The 19,059-nt window shown below is 29.7% G+C and carries 19 protein-coding genes; 8 read left to right on the forward strand and 11 right to left on the reverse strand.

Annotated features, from left to right (window positions below; translation table 11 throughout):
* Nucleotides 1-35 precede the first annotated feature (35 nt).
* The 7 genes from BUA98_RS16020 to BUA98_RS16050 all read right to left on the reverse strand — a co-directional run bounded on the left by BUA98_RS16020 (nt 36) and on the right by BUA98_RS16050 (nt 4,957).
* Nucleotides 36-464: a DUF1896 family protein gene (locus BUA98_RS16020; RefSeq protein WP_072974209.1), complete on the reverse strand. Its 429-nt coding sequence runs from the start codon at nt 462-464 to the stop codon at nt 36-38.
* An 11-nt stretch (nt 465-475) separates the two neighbouring features.
* A complete protein-coding gene (locus BUA98_RS16025; RefSeq protein ID WP_072974211.1) occupies nt 476-820 on the reverse strand; it encodes a DUF4134 domain-containing protein in 345 nt (114 codons plus the stop codon).
* 137 nt (nt 821-957) lie between these two features.
* On the reverse strand, nt 958-1,437 hold the full coding sequence (locus BUA98_RS16030; RefSeq protein WP_072974213.1) for a hypothetical protein: 480 nt from the start codon (nt 1,435-1,437) through the stop codon (nt 958-960).
* A 270-nt stretch (nt 1,438-1,707) separates the two neighbouring features.
* Nucleotides 1,708-2,256 carry a hypothetical protein gene (locus BUA98_RS16035; RefSeq protein WP_072974215.1) on the reverse strand — a complete coding sequence of 183 codons (549 nt, stop codon included), beginning with the start codon at nt 2,254-2,256 and terminating at the stop codon, nt 1,708-1,710.
* 29 nt (nt 2,257-2,285) lie between these two features.
* Complete coding sequence (locus BUA98_RS16040; protein WP_072974217.1) at nt 2,286-2,966, reverse strand: hypothetical protein; 681 nt, start codon at nt 2,964-2,966, stop codon at nt 2,286-2,288.
* 112 nt (nt 2,967-3,078) lie between these two features.
* Nucleotides 3,079-3,939, reverse strand: a complete 861-nt coding sequence (locus tag BUA98_RS16045; protein ID WP_139257023.1) for a helix-turn-helix domain-containing protein — start codon at nt 3,937-3,939, stop codon at nt 3,079-3,081.
* 289 nt (nt 3,940-4,228) lie between these two features.
* A complete protein-coding gene (locus BUA98_RS16050; RefSeq protein ID WP_072974221.1) occupies nt 4,229-4,957 on the reverse strand; it encodes a hypothetical protein in 729 nt (242 codons plus the stop codon).
* A 353-nt stretch (nt 4,958-5,310) separates the two neighbouring features.
* Between BUA98_RS16050 and BUA98_RS16055 the strand changes: the two genes are divergently transcribed.
* Both BUA98_RS16055 and BUA98_RS16060 read left to right on the forward strand, forming a co-directional pair.
* The gene (locus BUA98_RS16055) at nt 5,311-6,999 is read left to right on the forward strand and encodes an AraC family transcriptional regulator (RefSeq protein WP_072974223.1); all 1,689 of its coding nucleotides are present in this window, start codon (nt 5,311-5,313) and stop codon (nt 6,997-6,999) included.
* 114 nt (nt 7,000-7,113) lie between these two features.
* A complete protein-coding gene (locus BUA98_RS16060) occupies nt 7,114-7,290 on the forward strand; it encodes a histone H1 (protein ID WP_072974225.1) in 177 nt (58 codons plus the stop codon).
* A gap of 155 nt (nt 7,291-7,445) precedes the next feature.
* On the opposite strand, the gene BUA98_RS16065 is transcribed toward BUA98_RS16060, so the two are convergent.
* The 3 genes from BUA98_RS16065 to BUA98_RS16075 are packed head-to-tail and all read right to left on the reverse strand — an operon-like array spanning nt 7,446 to nt 10,886.
* Complete coding sequence (locus BUA98_RS16065) at nt 7,446-9,482, reverse strand: AAA family ATPase (RefSeq protein WP_072974226.1); 2,037 nt, start codon at nt 9,480-9,482, stop codon at nt 7,446-7,448.
* A complete protein-coding gene (locus tag BUA98_RS16070; RefSeq protein WP_072974227.1) occupies nt 9,469-9,960 on the reverse strand; it encodes a hypothetical protein in 492 nt (163 codons plus the stop codon). The genes BUA98_RS16065 and BUA98_RS16070 overlap by 14 nt, the downstream gene beginning before the upstream one ends.
* Nucleotides 9,960-10,886 (reverse strand): hypothetical protein, encoded by a 927-nt coding sequence (locus BUA98_RS16075; protein ID WP_072974228.1) that lies wholly within the window; start codon nt 10,884-10,886, stop codon nt 9,960-9,962. Before BUA98_RS16075 ends, BUA98_RS16070 begins: the two co-directional genes overlap by 1 nt.
* Before the next feature lie 454 nt (nt 10,887-11,340).
* Here BUA98_RS16075 and BUA98_RS16080 point away from each other — a divergent pair, with 454 nt between their 5' ends.
* Genes BUA98_RS16080 through BUA98_RS16105 form a run of 6 tightly spaced genes read left to right on the forward strand, consistent with a single transcriptional unit; the run spans nt 11,341 to nt 18,610 of the window.
* Complete coding sequence (locus tag BUA98_RS16080; RefSeq protein WP_072974229.1) at nt 11,341-12,066, forward strand: DUF6577 family protein; 726 nt, start codon at nt 11,341-11,343, stop codon at nt 12,064-12,066.
* The gene (locus BUA98_RS16085) at nt 12,026-13,141 is read left to right on the forward strand and encodes a nucleotidyl transferase AbiEii/AbiGii toxin family protein (protein ID WP_086065395.1); all 1,116 of its coding nucleotides are present in this window, start codon (nt 12,026-12,028) and stop codon (nt 13,139-13,141) included. Before BUA98_RS16080 ends, BUA98_RS16085 begins: the two co-directional genes overlap by 41 nt.
* Nucleotides 13,142-14,563 (forward strand): class I SAM-dependent DNA methyltransferase, encoded by a 1,422-nt coding sequence (locus BUA98_RS16090; RefSeq protein WP_072974230.1) that lies wholly within the window; start codon nt 13,142-13,144, stop codon nt 14,561-14,563.
* Nucleotides 14,560-16,182, forward strand: a complete 1,623-nt coding sequence (locus BUA98_RS16095; RefSeq protein ID WP_072974231.1) for a restriction endonuclease subunit S — start codon at nt 14,560-14,562, stop codon at nt 16,180-16,182. The genes BUA98_RS16090 and BUA98_RS16095 overlap by 4 nt, the downstream gene beginning before the upstream one ends.
* Nucleotides 16,179-17,780: an AAA family ATPase gene (locus tag BUA98_RS16100; protein WP_072974232.1), complete on the forward strand. Its 1,602-nt coding sequence runs from the start codon at nt 16,179-16,181 to the stop codon at nt 17,778-17,780. Before BUA98_RS16095 ends, BUA98_RS16100 begins: the two co-directional genes overlap by 4 nt.
* The gene (locus BUA98_RS16105; RefSeq protein ID WP_072974233.1) at nt 17,777-18,610 is read left to right on the forward strand and encodes an HNH endonuclease family protein; all 834 of its coding nucleotides are present in this window, start codon (nt 17,777-17,779) and stop codon (nt 18,608-18,610) included. The genes BUA98_RS16100 and BUA98_RS16105 overlap by 4 nt, the downstream gene beginning before the upstream one ends.
* 255 nt (nt 18,611-18,865) lie before the next feature.
* On the opposite strand, the gene BUA98_RS22405 is transcribed toward BUA98_RS16105, so the two are convergent.
* Nucleotides 18,866-19,042, reverse strand: a complete 177-nt coding sequence (locus BUA98_RS22405; protein WP_159433476.1) for a hypothetical protein — start codon at nt 19,040-19,042, stop codon at nt 18,866-18,868.
* Nucleotides 19,043-19,059: the final 17 nt, after the last annotated feature.

Genomic DNA, 19,059 nt, shown 5'->3' on the forward strand with positions numbered 1-19,059 from the left:
TACTCCTTTTCATACTACACACTGCTATAAATAGCTCAATTCAGATAGTCAGCAATCTGACCAATAAGGGCATTTCTCAAATTGGGATCTTCTTCATTTTCTTTAGTAAAACCAATGGTTTCAAAAACGGGCCTGCAGTTTTCCATAAGGTTGATTATCTCATAGGTCAGGATACCTGATTCCTGAAAAGCGGCATAAGTTTTCTCAAACTCATCAGAAAGTAGAAAGCGGATATATAAAAACCGGGAAGGTTTTAAATCTTCGGTAAGTACATTGAGACAGATTTCTTCGATGATATATTTAGGTGTACCATCAGATAACATATCGTCCAATATGGATTTTACACTACTTATTTTCTCATTGAGATAATCCAATACACTATAATCTTCCTGTAGTGTAAACATCAAATCGGGATTGTTATGGATAATGTAAAACCATAACTTTTCTTTGAGTAAATCTTCCATAACGATTTGTTTTAAATCCCAAAGAAGGATTTGATTACGGTAGCCACTACCACCAGAAAAACACAGCTTCCAAACCAGGCTGCCGCTACTTTTCCGGTATCAGGATCACCAGCATTCCATTTTTGATATACTTTGACAGCACCAATAAGACCTAGTAATGCCCCTACGGCATACATCAGTTCAGTTCCTGCATCAAAGTAACTTCGAACCTGTTGATTGGCTTCGTTAATTCCTGCCAGACCATCTTGGGCGTAGGTTTCATAACTGATCACAAAAAGGATTTGTATCAGAAGCATACAGATACTATCTGTTTTTTGCTCAATAAACTTTTTAAAATTCCAGTTCCATTTTTTCATCGTACATATTTTTAAAGTTTAAAAATTCAGATAAAAAACGGAGGTGTAGCCGCTGTCGCAGTTCCACTTTCCTGTTACATATGCCATACTGCGCCGGGATGGACAGGGGCAATTCCTCCGTTAAATTGTTTTATAGTTTATTCCCAAAGGGCTTCTGCTTCCTTCTGTGTTAAAGTAATTGATTCGAGTTTGTCACATTCTGAGACTATTAATTCACTTATCGAAGAATTAAAAGGGGAATTTTTCACTGAAGGGAATTCTCTTAGGAGAAGCTGCAGATAATAGGTAAATTCTTTTTGGACTAATTTTTTCTTTGCTGCATCTGCGATAAAACTTTTTAATCGTGCCACCAAAGTATCAACGTCCTGAAAGGTAGTGTCAAACTCTCCGAAGGAAGTTTGCTCTGAGATTGCTTCAGGTGATTCCTGATAATTTAATTCGGATTGAGAATCCTCGTAACTTGGATTTTCAAATCCACGGAATTGAAGTTTCCGCTTTCCTGATATTACTTCTTTGAGGTCATCAAAATAAAATCGAAATCCAACAAATAAATACCAGCTTGCCAATAGCAGAATAACTACAACTATGTAATTACCCCATGAAATGTTTGTAAACATACCTCATCATTTTATCGTTCTACATTAGTTTTCACAATCCCGGTAAATGGATAATTCCAAACCAGCTTCTTCATCATTACAAGGCAAAGAAACGATAGAGATAAAACTGCCACAAGTACAACTTTTTGTTGTACCCCAGTTGTACCCCATTGAACCCCCAGTAAAATCAAGAATAAAAAATTAAAAAAAATGCAAGAAAAATAAAAGCCTCCCCAGTGGGGAGGCCAAATTGATGATGAAATAAATTATTTTTGAATCGTTGATCCTATTCTAATAAGATAAAAATTCAAATTCTGACTTTTTATCCATGAGCTTCCAGCCATCATCTGTTCGTATAAAATAGACTTCATGATTTAGTGTATCTTTCAATCCGTTTTTAATGGCAGCAGCAAAAACATTCTTTCTTCGAATTGTAGTGTATTCTACAATTGCCTTATTACCAGAACTCATCATCCTTATTTCTTTGATTGCTCCAAATTCTTCATCAGCTACTTTTACTCGCTGTATTTTACTTATTTTATCATCTGCTGGTGTATGTAGTAAATACGGTTTTGCTGCAGGAGTAAAACTCACAAACGAAGTTGTATCACCAAATTTCTTGCTTTGAAGTACTTTTACAAATCCTTTTTCTACGAGTCCGGATTTAAAAATGGTGTAAGCATGCGTCGGATCACCGCAAAAAATGTCATGGTGTACAATAGCAGGGTAATGATTTTTTCCCAGAATAAGGTTTGTAACCAATTTCTCATCCAGCTTTTTAGGCTGGCAGCCTATGATTGTCAGAATCAAGGTCGCTAAAATGTAGGATAGCTTTTTCATGTTTTAAATTTTAAATTAGTCGTATTTGATTAATATTCTTTGATCTGTTTGATCATGCGTTCCAATGTTTCAATTGCTATTTGCTTATCCCTTTCTTCAAAAACATAAGCCTTGCTCCGCATGGCATTGTATGAAAGATCTGCTTTGTTTGGAGTGGATAAAAAAGGAACGATTGTTTTAAATAAATGATTCATTGATTTTGAAATAAGAATTTTTAATTCATCGGATGCCCTTAATATTAAGGCTGTTTGATCGGTTGAAAGTTTACATAAAACTTTACCAGAAAAGCCATTCATTACTATAGGACTAGTTGTCTTCCTTTCAACAATTTGAAAAGGGGCCGTTAAATAGTTTGCAAATCTTGATTCTATAAAAATTATTAATTCATTCAAACAGGATATTAAAGTAGTTGTCACTTCTTTTAGACTATCTCTGTGTAAATCATTACTATTATTTATTTCTGTGATTTTATCTAAAAGAAATAGTAATGTGGAATAATAATTTCCAACTAAAATTTTTATCTGTTTCTCCTTAGTAAGCGAAAAAACCTGTATAGTAAACTGTGACCGAATAAAAAATGTTTGTTCATTCGCTTTTTCAATAATCTCTCTTGATTGAATTGGAGAAATCAGAGTAAGGTCCGTTTTGTTGGGATTAAGGGTTGAAGTTACCGTTAAGTCCATCCATTCTAAAAGATAGGTTTGAGTCATTTCTTTTACTTTTATTTAGTAAATATTTCTCCCGACTTGCAATCGACAGTACTCTAAATCAATGCTTATAGAACATTCTTAACCCGGTCAAAACATGTGTTGTTAATAATATTTAATTAGAATTTAATCGTAAACGGTATTCAGAAGGAGACAGGGAAGTATGCTTCTTAAAAAAAGTACTGAAAAAAGAAGTATTGGCAAATTTCAGTTCTTCTGAAATATACAAAATGGTTAAATCATTATTTTGAAGCAAGATTTTGGCCTCCAGAATGATTGCATTTTCGATGCATTGTTTCGCTGTGATCTCCGTAACCTGTTTGACAGTTTTAGTAAGATGCCCTGCAGTAACATTTAGGATATTTGCATAGAATTTCACACTGTGTTCTTTTCTGCAGTGTAGTTCTAATAACCTAAAAAAATGGATAACTATTTTTTCATTTCCAGTGTGTTTGACATTATCGTACCAGGATGATCGATAGTATGTTCCTGCCAGTTCATAAAGAAAAAGATTGAAACTCAAAAGCAATGTTTCTTTTTTCAGAATATTCTTATTTGAACTTCTAACCTTACTATTGATTAATTTAAGTAAATCTACAAGTAATCCAATTTCTTTATTTTTGAGAAAAATCTTGGAAGTATTTTTTGCAATAAAAAATTCAAAATATCCTATGTGTGGCCATCTTATACTATTAGCAAAAGCAAACTCCGAAGAGAATGAAAGCTGGCATATTTGCAATTGATTGCTCATTATTAAAACTTCACAAATAGACTTTTTTGGAATAACGATTAGTTCATTGATAAATAAATGAATCTTCTTACTGTTGATCAATAGGCATACTGCTCCGGAATTTATAATCAAAACGGTAAATCGATTCAATATAATTGATTCTTTAAAAGCAATTCTGGAGGAGAACGTTTCAAAGATGTAGACTTTTAAGCCTGATGGGTTGTATTTTGATTTTAGAGATGCCAAAATAAGCGCTTTAAAATGTTTAATCGTGCTAGAAAGTATTACTTATCAAATAATCTGGCCATCAATGAAACGCAAACGAAAAGTAAATTTGAAATGCCGTTTACAAAAAATAGATATGCCAATTTTCTGGGAGAATCAGTTTTTATCCCGCCATCGGTTAAATAGCCTATTATTTCATCATAGGATAATAGATCTATGATGAAATAAAGGCTCACAATATTGAAAAGAATCAAAAAAACGCAGTACATATATTGCAATTGTTTTTCAATCGACTCAGTTATATACATAGCTATTCTGCTTGACTTTGAACAATTATTCCTGTTACAACTGATTTGTTAACCGCAGTCGAAGAATTTTCCAAAGCACCCTGTACTGCTCCAACACGATTGCCTACAGATGTTTCCCAATCTTTATCCTTTCGTTCTTTGGCATAATAAGTTGAATGCCTTACGATGGATGATGTGGTCAGAATGATCCTCTTGTCCTCATTGCTAAACTGCGTGTTGGATATAACGGATGCTTCGAATGAAATTATGGATTGATGAATGACAGCATATTCATTAGTTTCCAATAACAGTATGGAATCCATAAAGTTGGAAAGAGAAATTTTAGCGGCATTTGTCATTAAGGAATTAGCAATCGCCTGCTCTAATTTTATCTGAGGATCATTGACAGTTTCTTGAATTTCCTGAAAGTTACAAGGAAGACTTGTTCCCATATTTAAAAGATCGCTATTTAAAGCCGCGATAGAATCTACTTTTTGGCTAATTTGAGCAATCGTATTATAAGAATAATTTCCAGACAGGTAAACATCAAGGATGTCATTGTGTATTTTACCTGCTATGTCATATACATTAGCCGGATTTTCAGGGTTCAGGTTCTGAAGCAGTTTTGCCGTTTTTTTAGATTTATTTTCAATAAGACCATCATCTAAAATTTTGGCATTATCAATACTCTCACTGGTACAAGAAACAAATGGTGATGTTAAAACAACTAGCAATAATAAAAGATTTTTCATGATTAAAAGTGTTAAATGTAAAGACTGTTTTTTTTCAGTCAGTTCATTTCACCCGGGTTAGCAGAACTTTAATCCGGCACGATGCCAAATATTTTTGCTATTGAATTCAAGACAAATCTAGAAGTAGAATTTTTGATTTGCAAAACGTTGTATGTGGATTTTCCGAATTTAGGGTATCGATTTTCCGAAAATCGACACACCTTTTTTAATCAAAAACATACTAATTATCAATACATTACGTTATTAATGATGCTATTTTGAACAAAACACAATATTATATTGACTCTATAGTGTTTTTAGCTGATAAAAATGCATTTTCATTTCAAATAATGTCTCCTTTTTTAATTTAGCTTATGATTAAAAATTATATATTATTAGTAATTCTTTGCGCAGGAAATCAATTGTATGCGCAGGAAATGGAATCGAAAATTTCCGATACGCTTCAAAGAAAAAACTATGATTACCTTTTTGAACGTATAGAAGCTACGGCTGAGGATAAAATAAAACAAGCATATTATCTTCAATACTTTTTGAATAAGGCTAAAACGGATAAAAATTCTGAGGAAATTGTAAATGGATATAAAAATTATTTATTCTATTCTCCTGAAAAATTAAAATTGGTATATGCTGACAGTATGATTTATGCTGCTAAAAAAGCCAATGATAATGCTCTTATTGGCTCTGCTTATCTTTCAAAAGGAATTGTTTACTATGGACAGAAAAAACATAAACATGCTCTTGATAATTATCTTGTAGCCGATAATTACATTTCCAAAACCAGCGACAAGTACCTGACTTATAAGGTTAAATATAATATTGCAGGTGTAAAGTATTATCTCGGATTCTATGATGAGGCAATTTCGCTCTATACCGAATGCATTGATTATTTTAAAGAAAAGAATTCAAGAGCATATTTGAATTCTTTGCATTTGCTTGGTTTGTGTTATAACAGAATTGGTAATTACGGCTTATGTTCTGAAATAAATGAAAAAGGTATTCAGGAAGGAATAAGATTAGACAATAATGAAATGAAAGATTACTTCATTCATTCAGAAGGTATTAATCAATATTTTAAAAATAATTATAACACAGCTATAAAAAAGATTGCCTATTCAATTCCGACCATAAATAAAAACAAGGATTTTGCAAATGAATCTGTTGGTTATTTTTACATTGGAAAAAGCTATTGGGATCTCCATAAACCAGAAATGGCTTTGTTGTATTTTTTAAAAGTTGATAAGATTTTTGATGATAAAGGATATATACGTCCAGACTTGCGTCAGAACTATGAACTGATTATCAAATATTATAAATCTAAAAAAGATCTTCATAAACAGCTGTATTATACGGATAAGCTACTAAAGGCAGACAGTATATTAGACAACAAGTTCATCTATCTTTCCGGCAGAGTTAGCAAAGTGTATGACAAGAAAGTATTACTAAAAGATAAGCGGGATATTGAAGAATTGTTTAATAAGAGGAAGTATAACGATTTTATTTTTACTGGTATCGTACTAGTATTATTTTTAATCGTATCATTCATTGCTTACAGGCATATCAGGAATAAGAATGTTTACAGGCAAAAATTTGAGGAATTGATGGCAAAAAATGAGGCAGTTTCTAAAGTGGAAGTCAAAAATGTAAGTAATGGAATTGGAAATATAAATAAAGATACTGTTGCAGATATACTTAAACAATTGGAAAAATTCGAAAAAGATAAAAAATTTCTAGCAAAGGACCTGACTTCCGCAAAGCTTGCTGCAATCTTCAATTCAAATTCAAAATATTTATCAAAGATAATTTATCAATACAGAGGAAAGAAATTTGTGAGATACATTGCTGATCTTAAAATCAATTATCTAATAAAGTTGTTAAAAGAGGATAGTAAAATAAGGAAATATTCCAATAGTGCATTGGCTGAAGAAGTTGGCTTTAGCAGTACTAAAACATTTACTCAGGCTTTTTTTGCAGAAGCTGGCTGTCCAACGTCTTATTTTATTGAAGAACTAAATAAGATGTCTCAGGAAAATAAGATTCTTTGAATAAATAATTCCTATAATAATTATGAATTAAAAACGTTTTTAATTTTTGCAGCAAAGTTGCAATATAACAAGCAAAGTTTTATTTTCGCTGCCTTAATTTAATAAAAACATATCATGAAAGATTTAGTAGCTAAAATAAACGCCGAAATCGAAACATTTAAAACAGAATCAGATTCACTAATTGAAAAAGGTGTTAAAGCAGCTGGAGCGAGAGCTCGTAAATCAACTTTAGAAATTGAAAAACTTTTAAAAGAGTTTAGAAAAGTTTCTATTGAAGAGTCGAAAAAATAAATTCATTTTACTGTAAAGGGCTGTGGTCATAAAGACAGCCCTTTTTTATAATTCAAGAAAAACTATTCATATAATTAATCCATTCCAAGCGTTATAGAAAACTATTCGTGGTTAAAACAATTGCTAAAATTGCATTTATTAAAGTATTTGTTTTATTATACAATTGGACTAATCATGAGCTGTTCAATTTTATTATATTTAAAGGTTAGTCCTTTAGTTGCTTCATCAAAAGATGCATCAGAATTTTCAAAAGATGCAAAAACTAGTACTTGTTGCTCTTTGAATTTTGAAAGTTCCACTAATAAACTCCTAAAACTTTCCTTTGACATATCTTGTTGTTTAGGTTCATCTAAAATGATAAGTTTCGGATGATTAGTATTATATTGTATAGATGTTTGAAGCAATGCAGTTGTATAAGCCCAAATACATCTTATAAAATCGCTTGCAGAAGAATCGAATTTTATGTTATAAAATTGTTCAGCATCTGTTTTTTGAGCTAAAGGTAAATAAGTGTCAGTTGAAATTCTAATTGCCTCAAATGGTTTGCTTTGGTATTTAAATAATCGCAGTAGATTTATGAAGTTATTTTTAAGAGTTGCAAGTTTTTGCCTATCTAAATCAGAAAAAAAGTCTTTGGGTAAATCCTTCTCTTTATTTAATAAATTTTCATATTCTGAAGAAAGATTTTTTAAATCTTCAATTAGGGGATTAAAATTTTCTAGTATCTTATTAAAAAATTCAACTCTTCTTTTTAAATCAATTCTTTTTTCGATTTCAATTACAGATGGTAATCTTTCATCTTGAATTAATTCTTTCTTTAAATCTCTAATTTGTTGACGGATTTCAATTATTAAATTTTGATAGTCTTTTAATTTTGACTCTTTTTCGTATATAGTGTTTTTTTGCCCATCAATGTATACTCTTATCATTCTTTCTTGAGAGTCTAAATAAGAAATATTATCCTCAATCCTCATTGGAGTTTGCTGGATATCGCTTGGAAGTAATGAATCTTTTAATTCGTGTGCGCAAGTAGGACAAATATTTTTTGCTATTTCTGTTGGTAAATCACCTCCTAATTTATTGACTTTTAATGCTCCCTTATTTTTTCTTAGATCATCTTGTACAGCTATAATTTGCTTTTCATATTGATTTAATTTCTCTCTGTCAAAATTAAGCTCAGGAGATAACAATTCAAAATTTAATGAAACTTGATTTAATTTATCATTTAATTTATTTAGTTCAGTTTCATTTTTGCTAACATTGGAACCTACAGTTACTGTCTGTCCATTTTCTAAAATTGATAATTCATTTTTTTGAATTTCATTTAGTTTAGCTAAAGTAATTGATTTTTCATCTTTTATTAGCGATATATAAATACCGTCATAATTATTTAAGATTAGAGGATTATTGTCTATACCAATGATTTTACCTCCACTCCTTTCAGCTAAATGTTGAAATTTGGAAAATAAATTTTGCCACCTATTATTTATATTTTGTTTTACCGAGTTTAGCTGTTGTTTTCTTTTTTCATTTTCAAAAACATCGAGATTAAGTAAAAATTCAACAACTCTTTGTTCTGTATTTCTCATACCAAAGTACGGCATTGTTGCGAAAAAGTCACTCCAGCCAGTTTTTTGTTCAATGATGAATGCTGGTGCAAGTTGTTGTAGATAGAGTTTATGCAAATCTCCTTTTGCAGTAACAACCTCTGGAAGATTTATTTCTAAAAACTCAGTCAAATATAAATGGAATCCGTAAAGTTCATCAGAAGCTGAACCTGCATCATGAACATACATTTGTCGTGATTCAATTGTTTGACTTTCTCCAGTTAATAATCCTCCAAAATAAACATCTACTAATTGTGCTTTTCTTGAACCACTTGTAACACTTCTTTTAATTGTTATGATTTCTTTATTTTCAATTTCAAGAAATATGAATGATTGGTTAATATTATGTTTTGTGCCACGTGGAAATTCAACTTGGTCCTTTAATACAGACTGCATTGTTTTCTCATTTTTTCCACCCAGCAGTTCTTCAAATCCCAAACCGTAAATTATTGATTGAAATAAGCTACTTTTTCCGGATGTATTATTACCCCTAATTATATTTAACCCATCGGAAAAATTAAATTCAGCACCAAATAATCCATCTGTTGTATTCACTTCAATTTTAATAGCTCTAATTTTCAGCATAATTTATATTCCATTGGTTTGACATTGCATTAATTCGGCTATCTGTAATTTTACTTTTTCCTATAAAGGTGAGAAACGACTTTTCCTTATCAAATAATTCCGTATCTGAATTTATCATTTGATAAAATTTAAATCCCTTTTCAGTTAATTTGTAATTTTTACCATTTACAACATCGCATATATTTTCTGCAATTGCATATTGTAATGCTCTATTGAGAGCAGGTTCGATACTCCAAACCGAAAAATCAGTTTGAAAATTACTTGTAACATAATCCTTTAATTTTGAAATATTTTTGTCTGATGATAGAGCCCATGAAAAAAGATGTAATTTTAAAAGATTCGAAGTTTCAGCTCTACAACAAAGACGTAAAGTTAAAACTATTAAAGCTATTTTATACATAGGTCTATAATCAGCAGGAATTGGTATTGGTCTTTGGGTAAAGGATAGTTTCTTTATGTTTAATTCTTGCTCTTTCATTAATCAAAATTTATTGGACATCTTAAAATCCAGTCTGCTAAAACTTGTTCCGTTAATCTGTCAATTGTAATTTGGTCTATGTAACTAAATGCTTCTTTTAATTTAACCTTTAAATCATTTTCAATTTGTTTATATAATGTATTGTTATCTTCTGTATTAACAATGCAAATTTCTGTTAGTTTCTTTTCGAATAGACTAACAACTCTAACAAATTTCTCATAATCAGTTGGGAATTTTTCTTGCATAATTTTAACAGCTATATTGCCATTTAAAAAATGCTCAATAGAATTTTGAGTAAGTGCATTTATTTTACTGTCTCTGTTTGAAATACTTGCGTTAATTCTTTGTCCATGCTTCCTTATAGCATTGTCTACAAGTGAAATTTGTTTTGTTTTCCAATCAGCTATTTCAACATCTGATTTTTCAGTTAAGGGATTTATTTCAATTTTTTTCTCTCTGTAATTTAAAACTAAAGGAATTTGCGAAGCAAAGAAATCAATATCGTAAATCAAAACATCAAAATCATCATCTAAAATGGAGAGATTTAATTTTTTATATTCTTCAGCTTTATCCTGACAATGTTTGACAATATCTTTCTTTTTATAGCCAGGAGTTACAAAAATCCATTGCTTTACTTTTATTGATTTTAAATATTTTTTTAATTCTGCCTCATTAAATATTAATTTCTTTAAATCAGTTGTAATTTTGTCTCTTTGCTCTTCGTAGAGTTTATCAGGATTGTATTCTTCATTTGGACAGTAGCATTGAAATAGAATACCATTTCTTGTAAATCCCTCAATTCCTAAATCACCTTGCCAAGCTGGCATTTCTTGATAACCTTCAGCCTCATATTTTATTTTGAAACATACTTGGCAAAATGATTCCCAAGAATTCCCATCAAAATTTCCGTGCTCGGTTTTATACATATTCTACTTTGTGATTTATCATATTAGTAAAAGGTAAATTTAATAGATTTTTTCTGGTTTAAATATTTTTGTTTAACGTTGTAATTTTGTTCTGCTGATTAATTAAAGATCAATCAGTTACAAATATATTAAGTCTCTTACTTTTCCAATTAATTGCTTCTAATAATTCATTTGATCTTTTATAAATATCAAACATATAAAAATACTTTAGTTTTTTTTTACGGTTTTCCATAACAGTATCTTTTTAATTAGCAAATTAATTCTTTTGATTAATAAAATTATCAAGTATAAATACCTGTTTTTAATTTTTTATTACAATACTGTATGTATTATGTATCATTGCAATCTTTATCTGAAGAACAGCTATATAACATTGGCAATTAATTATTTTTTTTGCCGAAATTATATTTATAATTAAAAAATGATTACTTTCACATTTCAAAACTGATATAAGTTGAACAAAGCCCTAGAACATAAAATTCATTATTACTTTGGTAACAATAAAAAACTTTCAAAACCGGAGTTTGTTTTAGCTATCAAAAAAGATTTTCCATCTTGGTCAGGAAACACCATTAATATGTACCTATCTCAACTAAAAAAAGAGGGCATTATTCATAACACTTCAAGAGGTTTTTACGAGTTAGGCAGTAGCGAAAAGTTTAAACCAATGATTACTCCATCGCTAAAAAAAATATATAACAGGATACATAAAGACTATCCATTTGTAAATTATTGCGTTTGGAATACTTCCTGGATTAACGATTTAATGCGTCACCAGCCTTTTAAAACTTACACAGTAATTGAAGTAGAAAAAGAAGCAGTAGAACAGATCTTCAATAGTTTTAATGATAATTTTAAAAATGTTTATCTAAATCCTGATGAAGAGATATTTGATAGATACATAAGTTATGCCGATGAAGTCATTATAATAAAAAACTTAATTTCAGAAGCTCCAATTGAAAAAACAGATAAAGTTAGTATACCAACTTTAGAAAAACTATTGGTAGATATGCTTATTGATAATCGACTTTTTGCGGCACAACAAGGGGAAATAGATTTTATTTTTAAAACTGCACTACAGAAATATCCATTAAATAGATTAAAAATGAAACGATACGCAATGAGAAGAAATCGCGAAAATGAATTACAGAATATTTTCAATGTCATTTCGGCAAAATAATCATTTTTTTGCCAATAATATACAATTGATGATAAATAACGAAACCCATACAATAGAGTGGATACTTAGCTTAAAAAACAAGTTAGGAAAACGAGTAGATCCCAAATTAATTGAAAAAGTAATTTGGGCATTAACACTATTAGAGCAACTAAAAACAAAAGGATTAAATTTCACATTTAAAGGCGGTACAGCATTATTACTAGCTACTGAAGTACCTAAACGATTCTCCATAGATATTGATATTATTACGGAGCACTCCGAACAGGAAATCATTACTGTTCTACAAAAAATTGTAGATGAAGAGGTTTTTCTAAGCTGGGAAGACGACAACCATCGTAAACATACCCCAGATGCACCAATTGGGCATTTCAAAGCGTATTATAAAAGCGTTGTAGACGGAAATATTGAACCTATTCTTTTAGATTTGTTATATACACCAAATCCATATCCGGAAGTCCAAGAAGTACCAATAAAACATAGTTGGTTATCTACTTCAAAAGACGAAACTATAATTACAATGCCTACCTTTTACGCAATCTTAGGAGATAAACTAACTGCATTTGCTCCCAAAACAACAGGAATCCTTTATAGTAAAAATCGTCCTGTTGAAATTATAAAACAGCTATACGATATAGCATTTCTTTTCGATAACATAGATAATTTAGAAATAGTTAAAAGTAGTTATACTAAAGTAGTTCATGAAGAGATTGGTTTTCGAAAATTAGAAATAACACCGAAAGAAGTTTTAAATGATACCTCACAAGCATGTTATATCCTTGCCGAAAGAGATTTAAAATCTGAAGAATTTAATCATTTACAACTCGGTATTAAAAACTTTACCAATTTTATTATTGACAGATTTGGCATAGATGAAGCTATAATAGCCGCTGCTAAAGTTGCTTATCTAACCAAACTGATTCAATCAGAAGAGCTGGGAACAATACAGAAATTTAAAAATCCTCTAGAAATTAAGGATTGGTTAATCGAAGACCAAAACTATAATAAAGTAAATAAATTAAAAAAGAATAATCCAGAAGCTTTTTACTATTGGTATAAAGCTTTAAAAACAGAATAAATGAATACAACTAGTATAATAAGATCCATAAGAAATATTATGAGAAAAGACGAAGGTCTTGACGGAGATGCCCAACGAATTTCTCAGATGGTATGGATGCTTTTTATGAAAATATTTGCTGATAAAGAAGAGGAATGGAAAATCTCAAGAAAAGAATACAAAAGCCCAATCCCTGAAAAATTAAAATGGCAGAATTGGGCTGCAAATGCTGGTGGATTAACGGGAGATGAATTAATAGTTTTTATTAATGATGATTTATTCCCAATTCTAAAAACAATTGAACCAACCGATACAGACCAATCGGTAATTGTAAAATCAGTTTTCAATGACACTTACAATTATATGAAAAGTGGAAATCTTTTTCGTCAAGTTATTAACGAAATAAACAAAATTGATTTTTCAAACAATAATACAGAAAGACATGTTTTTAATGACATCTATGAATCTATATTAAAAGAACTTCAAAGTGCAAGTTCATCTGGAGAGTACTATACCCCTAGAGCAGTAACTCAGTTTATGGTCGATATGATTAATCCTCAAATAGGAGAAAGCATTTTAGATCCTGCATGCGGAACAGGAGGCTTTTTAACTTGTTCATTAGATAATTTATCTAAGCAAAAAGATTTTGATGAGACTTCTCTAATAATACAAAATTCTATAAGAGGAGTAGAAAAAAAGCCTTTACCACACTTGCTGTGTACAACAAATTTAATACTCCATGGTATAGAGAAACCAGCAATAAATAAAGGAAATTTATTATCCTTACCTTATAATAATTGGGAAGCAAAAAATCAGGTAAATATTATATTATCTAATCCTCCATTTGGCGGTCAAGAAGAAGATGGAACTGAGAAAAATTTCCCTGAAGAATTTAGAACGAAGGAAACAGCTGATTTATTCTTAGCCTTAATTATTAAGACTTTAACGAAAAATGGTCGTGCTGCTGTAGTATTACCAGACAACTTTTTATTTGGTGAAGGAGTAAAAATGAGAATAAAAGAAGAATTATTAACTAAATGTAATTTACATACAATAATACGTTTACCTAATGGAATATTTAACCCATATACAGGAATTAAAACAAATTTATTATTCTTTGAAAAAGGAAAACCTACAAAAGAAATATGGTACTACGAAATGCCCTATCCAGATGGAATTAAAAATTTTAGTAGTTCAAGACCAGTTGATATTAAACATTTTGATGATATTAAAAAATGGTGGATAAAGCGTAAAGAAAATGAATATGCTTGGAAAGTATCCATACAAGAAATTAAGAAAAGAGAATTTAATTTAGATATAAAAAACGCAAATGTTTTGCAAGAAGAAAATTTGCATTCAACTGAAGAATTATTAGTAATATTGGACAGTTCCTTTCAAAAAAGCTCAGCATTATTAGCTGAAATAAAAAAATTACTTTTATGAAAAACTGGAAAAAAGTAAAATTAGGGTCTCTCTTAACTGAATCCAAAATAGTGTCAGAAAATCCAAATACTGAAAACCGGATCAGAGTAAAACTTAATATTTTAGGAGTAGAAAAAAGACCAGATATTAAAGAGAAAAAAGGTGCAACGAAATATTATACAAGAAAAGCAGGTCAATTTGTTTATGGTAAACAAAATTTGCACAAAGGAGCCTTTGGAATAATTCCAAAAGAACTAGATAATTTTGAGTCTAGCTTAGATATTCCTGCTTTTGATGTAAACGATTCTTGTTATCCAGAATGGATATTTTACTTTTTTAAGAAAGGTAATTTTTACTTAAAGTTAGAAAATTTGGCCAAAGGTGTAGGTTCAAAAAGAATTCATCCTAAACAGATTTATCAATTAGATATTTATTTACCTTCTAAAGAAGAACAAAGGAGAGTCTTAGATGAAATTGAAAGAGTTGAAGCTAGTAATCAAAAATTAATTAGAGAATTACAATTGCAAGAAGAAAACTTAGCTAAACTTCGAAAATCTATTTTTAATGATGCAGTACAAGGTAAATTAACATTAGAATGGCGAGAACAAAACCCAACCGTAGAAACTGTAAATCAGTTATTAAAGAAAATTAAAGTAGAAAAAGAGAAATTCTTTCAATATAATAAAATTAAAAAAGAAAAACCTCTACCAAAAATTCCTAACGAGAAAACTCCTTTTGATATACCTGAAAGTTGGAGTTGGTGTAAATTTCAAGATATATATAATTATATTGAAGCTGGAAAAAGTCCTAAATGCTTACCATATCCGGCTGAAAATAATCAATGGGGAGTAATTAAAATAAGTGCAATATCTTGGGGGACTTTTCAGGAACAAGAAAACAAAACATTGCCTTTAAATTTTAGTCCATTTGTTGAAAAGGAAATAAAGCCAGGAGATTTTATTCTTACCCGTGCTAACACACGTGAACTAGTCGCTAGAAGTGTCATTGTCGGAGAAAATGTTAGGGAAAAGCTTCTTCTTAATGATAAAACATTAAGAGTAAATGTTTCTAAATTCATAAATGAGGAATATCTAAATTTAGCAAATAATAGTCCATATGCACGAGATCACTATTCAAAAATAGCTTCGGGAACCAGTGATTCAATGAAAAACATTTCTAGATTAGATATTAGTTTAATGAATTTTCCAATTCCCCCATTTGATGAACAAAAAGAAATAGTGAAAAAAATAAATCAATTGCAATCAAATTGTAACCAAATTGAATATGAAATTATTTCTAATAAAAAAAATTCTGAAAAACTTATGCAATCAGTTTTAAGTGAATTATTAGGAGATGAAAATAGTTCGTTATTTAGTAAGATTTCAATTGTAAAAAGAAATGATATCCCTACAAGGGAAATAAAATACAATAGTAAAACTACCAATATGGATTTAATAAAACTATTAAAAGAAAATGGCAAATTACATGCCGAAGATCTTTGGAAAATGTCCGAACATTACGATGATAAAAACATCAATGATAGTATTGATAAATTTTATACAGATTTGAAAAATAAAATTGAAATTGACAAGACAATCAAAGAATCTAATGATGATAAAGGATACATCGAATTAGTATGAGGATAGACAAAATTTATATAGAAGAATTTAAAAATCTTAAAGATTTTACCATTGATCTAAACAGTAATTATATGAGTACTGTTCTGTTAGGTCAAAATGCCGCTGGTAAATCTAATTTACTCGAAGCTATTGTTATAATATTTAGAGATTTAGATTTGGATGAGCAAACAAATTTCAACTATTCAATAGAATATGAGTGCAAGAATAATTTATTAAAAGTTGATGGGGGACCAAATGTAAAAGGTAAATATCTATTCTACAAAGGGAAAAAAAAAGACAGTATAATAAATTATTCAACTTTAATATCGAAAACTGTAGTTAGAAAGGATAAGTCAGAGTACTTACCTAAGTACGTTTTCTCTTACTATTCAGGAATTAGTAATCGATTGTTAGAACATTTTGATAAGCATCAAACAAGGTTTTACAAAGCATTGTTAGACGGAGTTGATGCTCCTCCAAGACCTTTATTTTATGCTCAACAAATACATAGTTATTTTGTATTGATGGCTTTTTATGCATTCACTGATGCAAAGGTTAGTTTATTTTTAAAAGAATTTTTAGGAATAATTGGACTAGAATCTGTTCTTTTTGTGCTAAAAGAGCCTGTTTGGGCAAAAAATAAAAAGAATGCAAAGCCCTTAAATTTTTGGACTGCAAAAGGTGTAGTTCGTAAATTTTTAGATGATTTGTGGAATGCTTCTATGGCTCCGATTGTTCAAGAAGATAATGTGAGAGAAGATTTTAGAAGAAGTCATACACAAGAGCAACTATACTTATTTATTTCTAATCAAGAGAAATTAATTGAAATAGCTAAAAAATATGGTACTAATACAGAGTTTTTTAAAAGTTTAGAGAGTACATATATATCTGATTTAATTCAGGAAGTAAGGGTGAAAGTTAAAAAAGTTAATGTTGATGGTAATATAACTTTCAAAGAATTATCTGAAGGTGAACAACAACTCCTGACAGTGTTAGGATTATTGCGTTTTACTAAGGAAGATGAATCCTTAATACTTTTAGATGAACCTGACACTCATTTAAATCCTTTGTGGAAATGGAAATATATGAATTTATTAGAAGAATATTCTGGTAAAGATGAATCAAGTCAAATTCTAATGACTACTCACGATCCATTAGTAATTGGAGGACTAAGCAAAGAAGAAATTAGAATTTTTCATGCTAAAAAAGAATTTGATAAAGATGGAAAAGAATTTCAAAAGATAGAAACGTTTGAACCTGATTTTGATCCAAAAGGCTTAGGAGTTGCTGGAATTTTGACAAGCGAATTTTTTAATTTACCGAGCACACTTGATGAGAATACTCAAAATGAATTGAATAAGTATAGGTCATTAGAAGTAAAAGAAAGAAAAGGCAATTTATCAGCGGATGAAAAAACTTTTTTAAATAAATATGCTGGGTATTTTGATTCATTAGGTTTTAATAAATATACACGAGACCCTCTCTATTCTAAGTTTATTGAAAAAGTAGCAAACCTAGCTGAATTTTCATCAATTCCAAAAAACTTAAACGAACAGAAGAGACAAGATGAATTGACTATTTCAATTTTACAAGATTTATTAAAAGATGAATCAGAATGAGAACAATAGACATAAGTAATTTGGAAGATTTACTTCCTGATGGTTGGAAAGAAAATGCTAAAGTTTTAAAAGACTCATTGGAAGGGAAAACAGCGATAGAAAGAAGGAAAATTTTTAAAGACAATCCTATATGGCAAGACTTGGTCGTTATTTTCAAAGGTTTATCGAATAACAAATGTTGGTATTCAGAGGCTCAAGAGGTTATGTCTGATATGGATATAGATCATTTTAGACCAAAAAATGAAGCTAAACAAATTGTCGAGGGAAAAATTATTATAAGAGATGGTTATTGGTGGTTAGCTTATGATTGGAAGAATTATAAATTGAGTTCTATTTATTCTAATAGATTAAGGAAAGACAAACATACTGATGAAAATGAATCATATGGAAAAGGATCATTTTTTCCATTAAGAAATGGATGTATCGCTGCAACATGTGACGAGGAATTAGATGATGAGGTCATTTATCTTTTAAATCCTACCAATCCAAATGATCCCGATTTGTTGTTTTTTTCTGAGGATGGTAAGGCAATCCCTTCCGTGGAACAAGAATCTGAGCCTTGGAATTATGCCCGAGCTGAAGTTTCAATTGATATTTACCATTTGAATCATACACCATTAAAGGACGCAAGATTAGTTGTATGGAATTTATGCCAAAGAAAAATTGATCAAATAAAATTGATTAATCAAAAAGCACATAGAACAGCTGGAGACAATGCAAGAATAGAGATCATAAAAACTGAATTACGTGAAATGATTCTAAAATCCTCAGAATTTTCAGCAGTTGCTTTAGCTTGTATCGAAAAAAATAAAATTAGAATGGCGGCCTAATTATAATTTAAAAGATAATAAAAGTAAGGTTATAATATTGACTATTAACAGTCTATTTAATTAATCATTATTATATAGCTCAGTAAACTGATTTTAATAGCAATTACAGAAGATTGGCAATTAATTATTTTTACGAAATATATTAATTAAAAAATATTCTTTTAAAAAAGATATTACTACCGTAGAAATACCTGTTTTAAATTTCATTGAGCATAAAAAAAGACGCCGAAGCATCTTTTTAATTTATAAATTTATTTACAATCCAGCATTTTTCCTAAAATTTTGTGCAATTTTAAACAAAACACACGCTTTTACTTCATCTTTTGTTGTTTCCCCTTGATCTATACATTCTTTAATATACTTTTTAATGTCTCCATTAGGAATCTCATTATAAATCTCAATTGCTAAATCATTAATCTCAACTTGTGTCATATTTATCTATTTAATTA

The sequence above is a fragment of the Flavobacterium saccharophilum genome (assembly GCF_900142735.1).
In the GTDB taxonomy this organism is placed as follows: Bacteria; Bacteroidota; Bacteroidia; order Flavobacteriales; family Flavobacteriaceae; genus Flavobacterium; species Flavobacterium saccharophilum.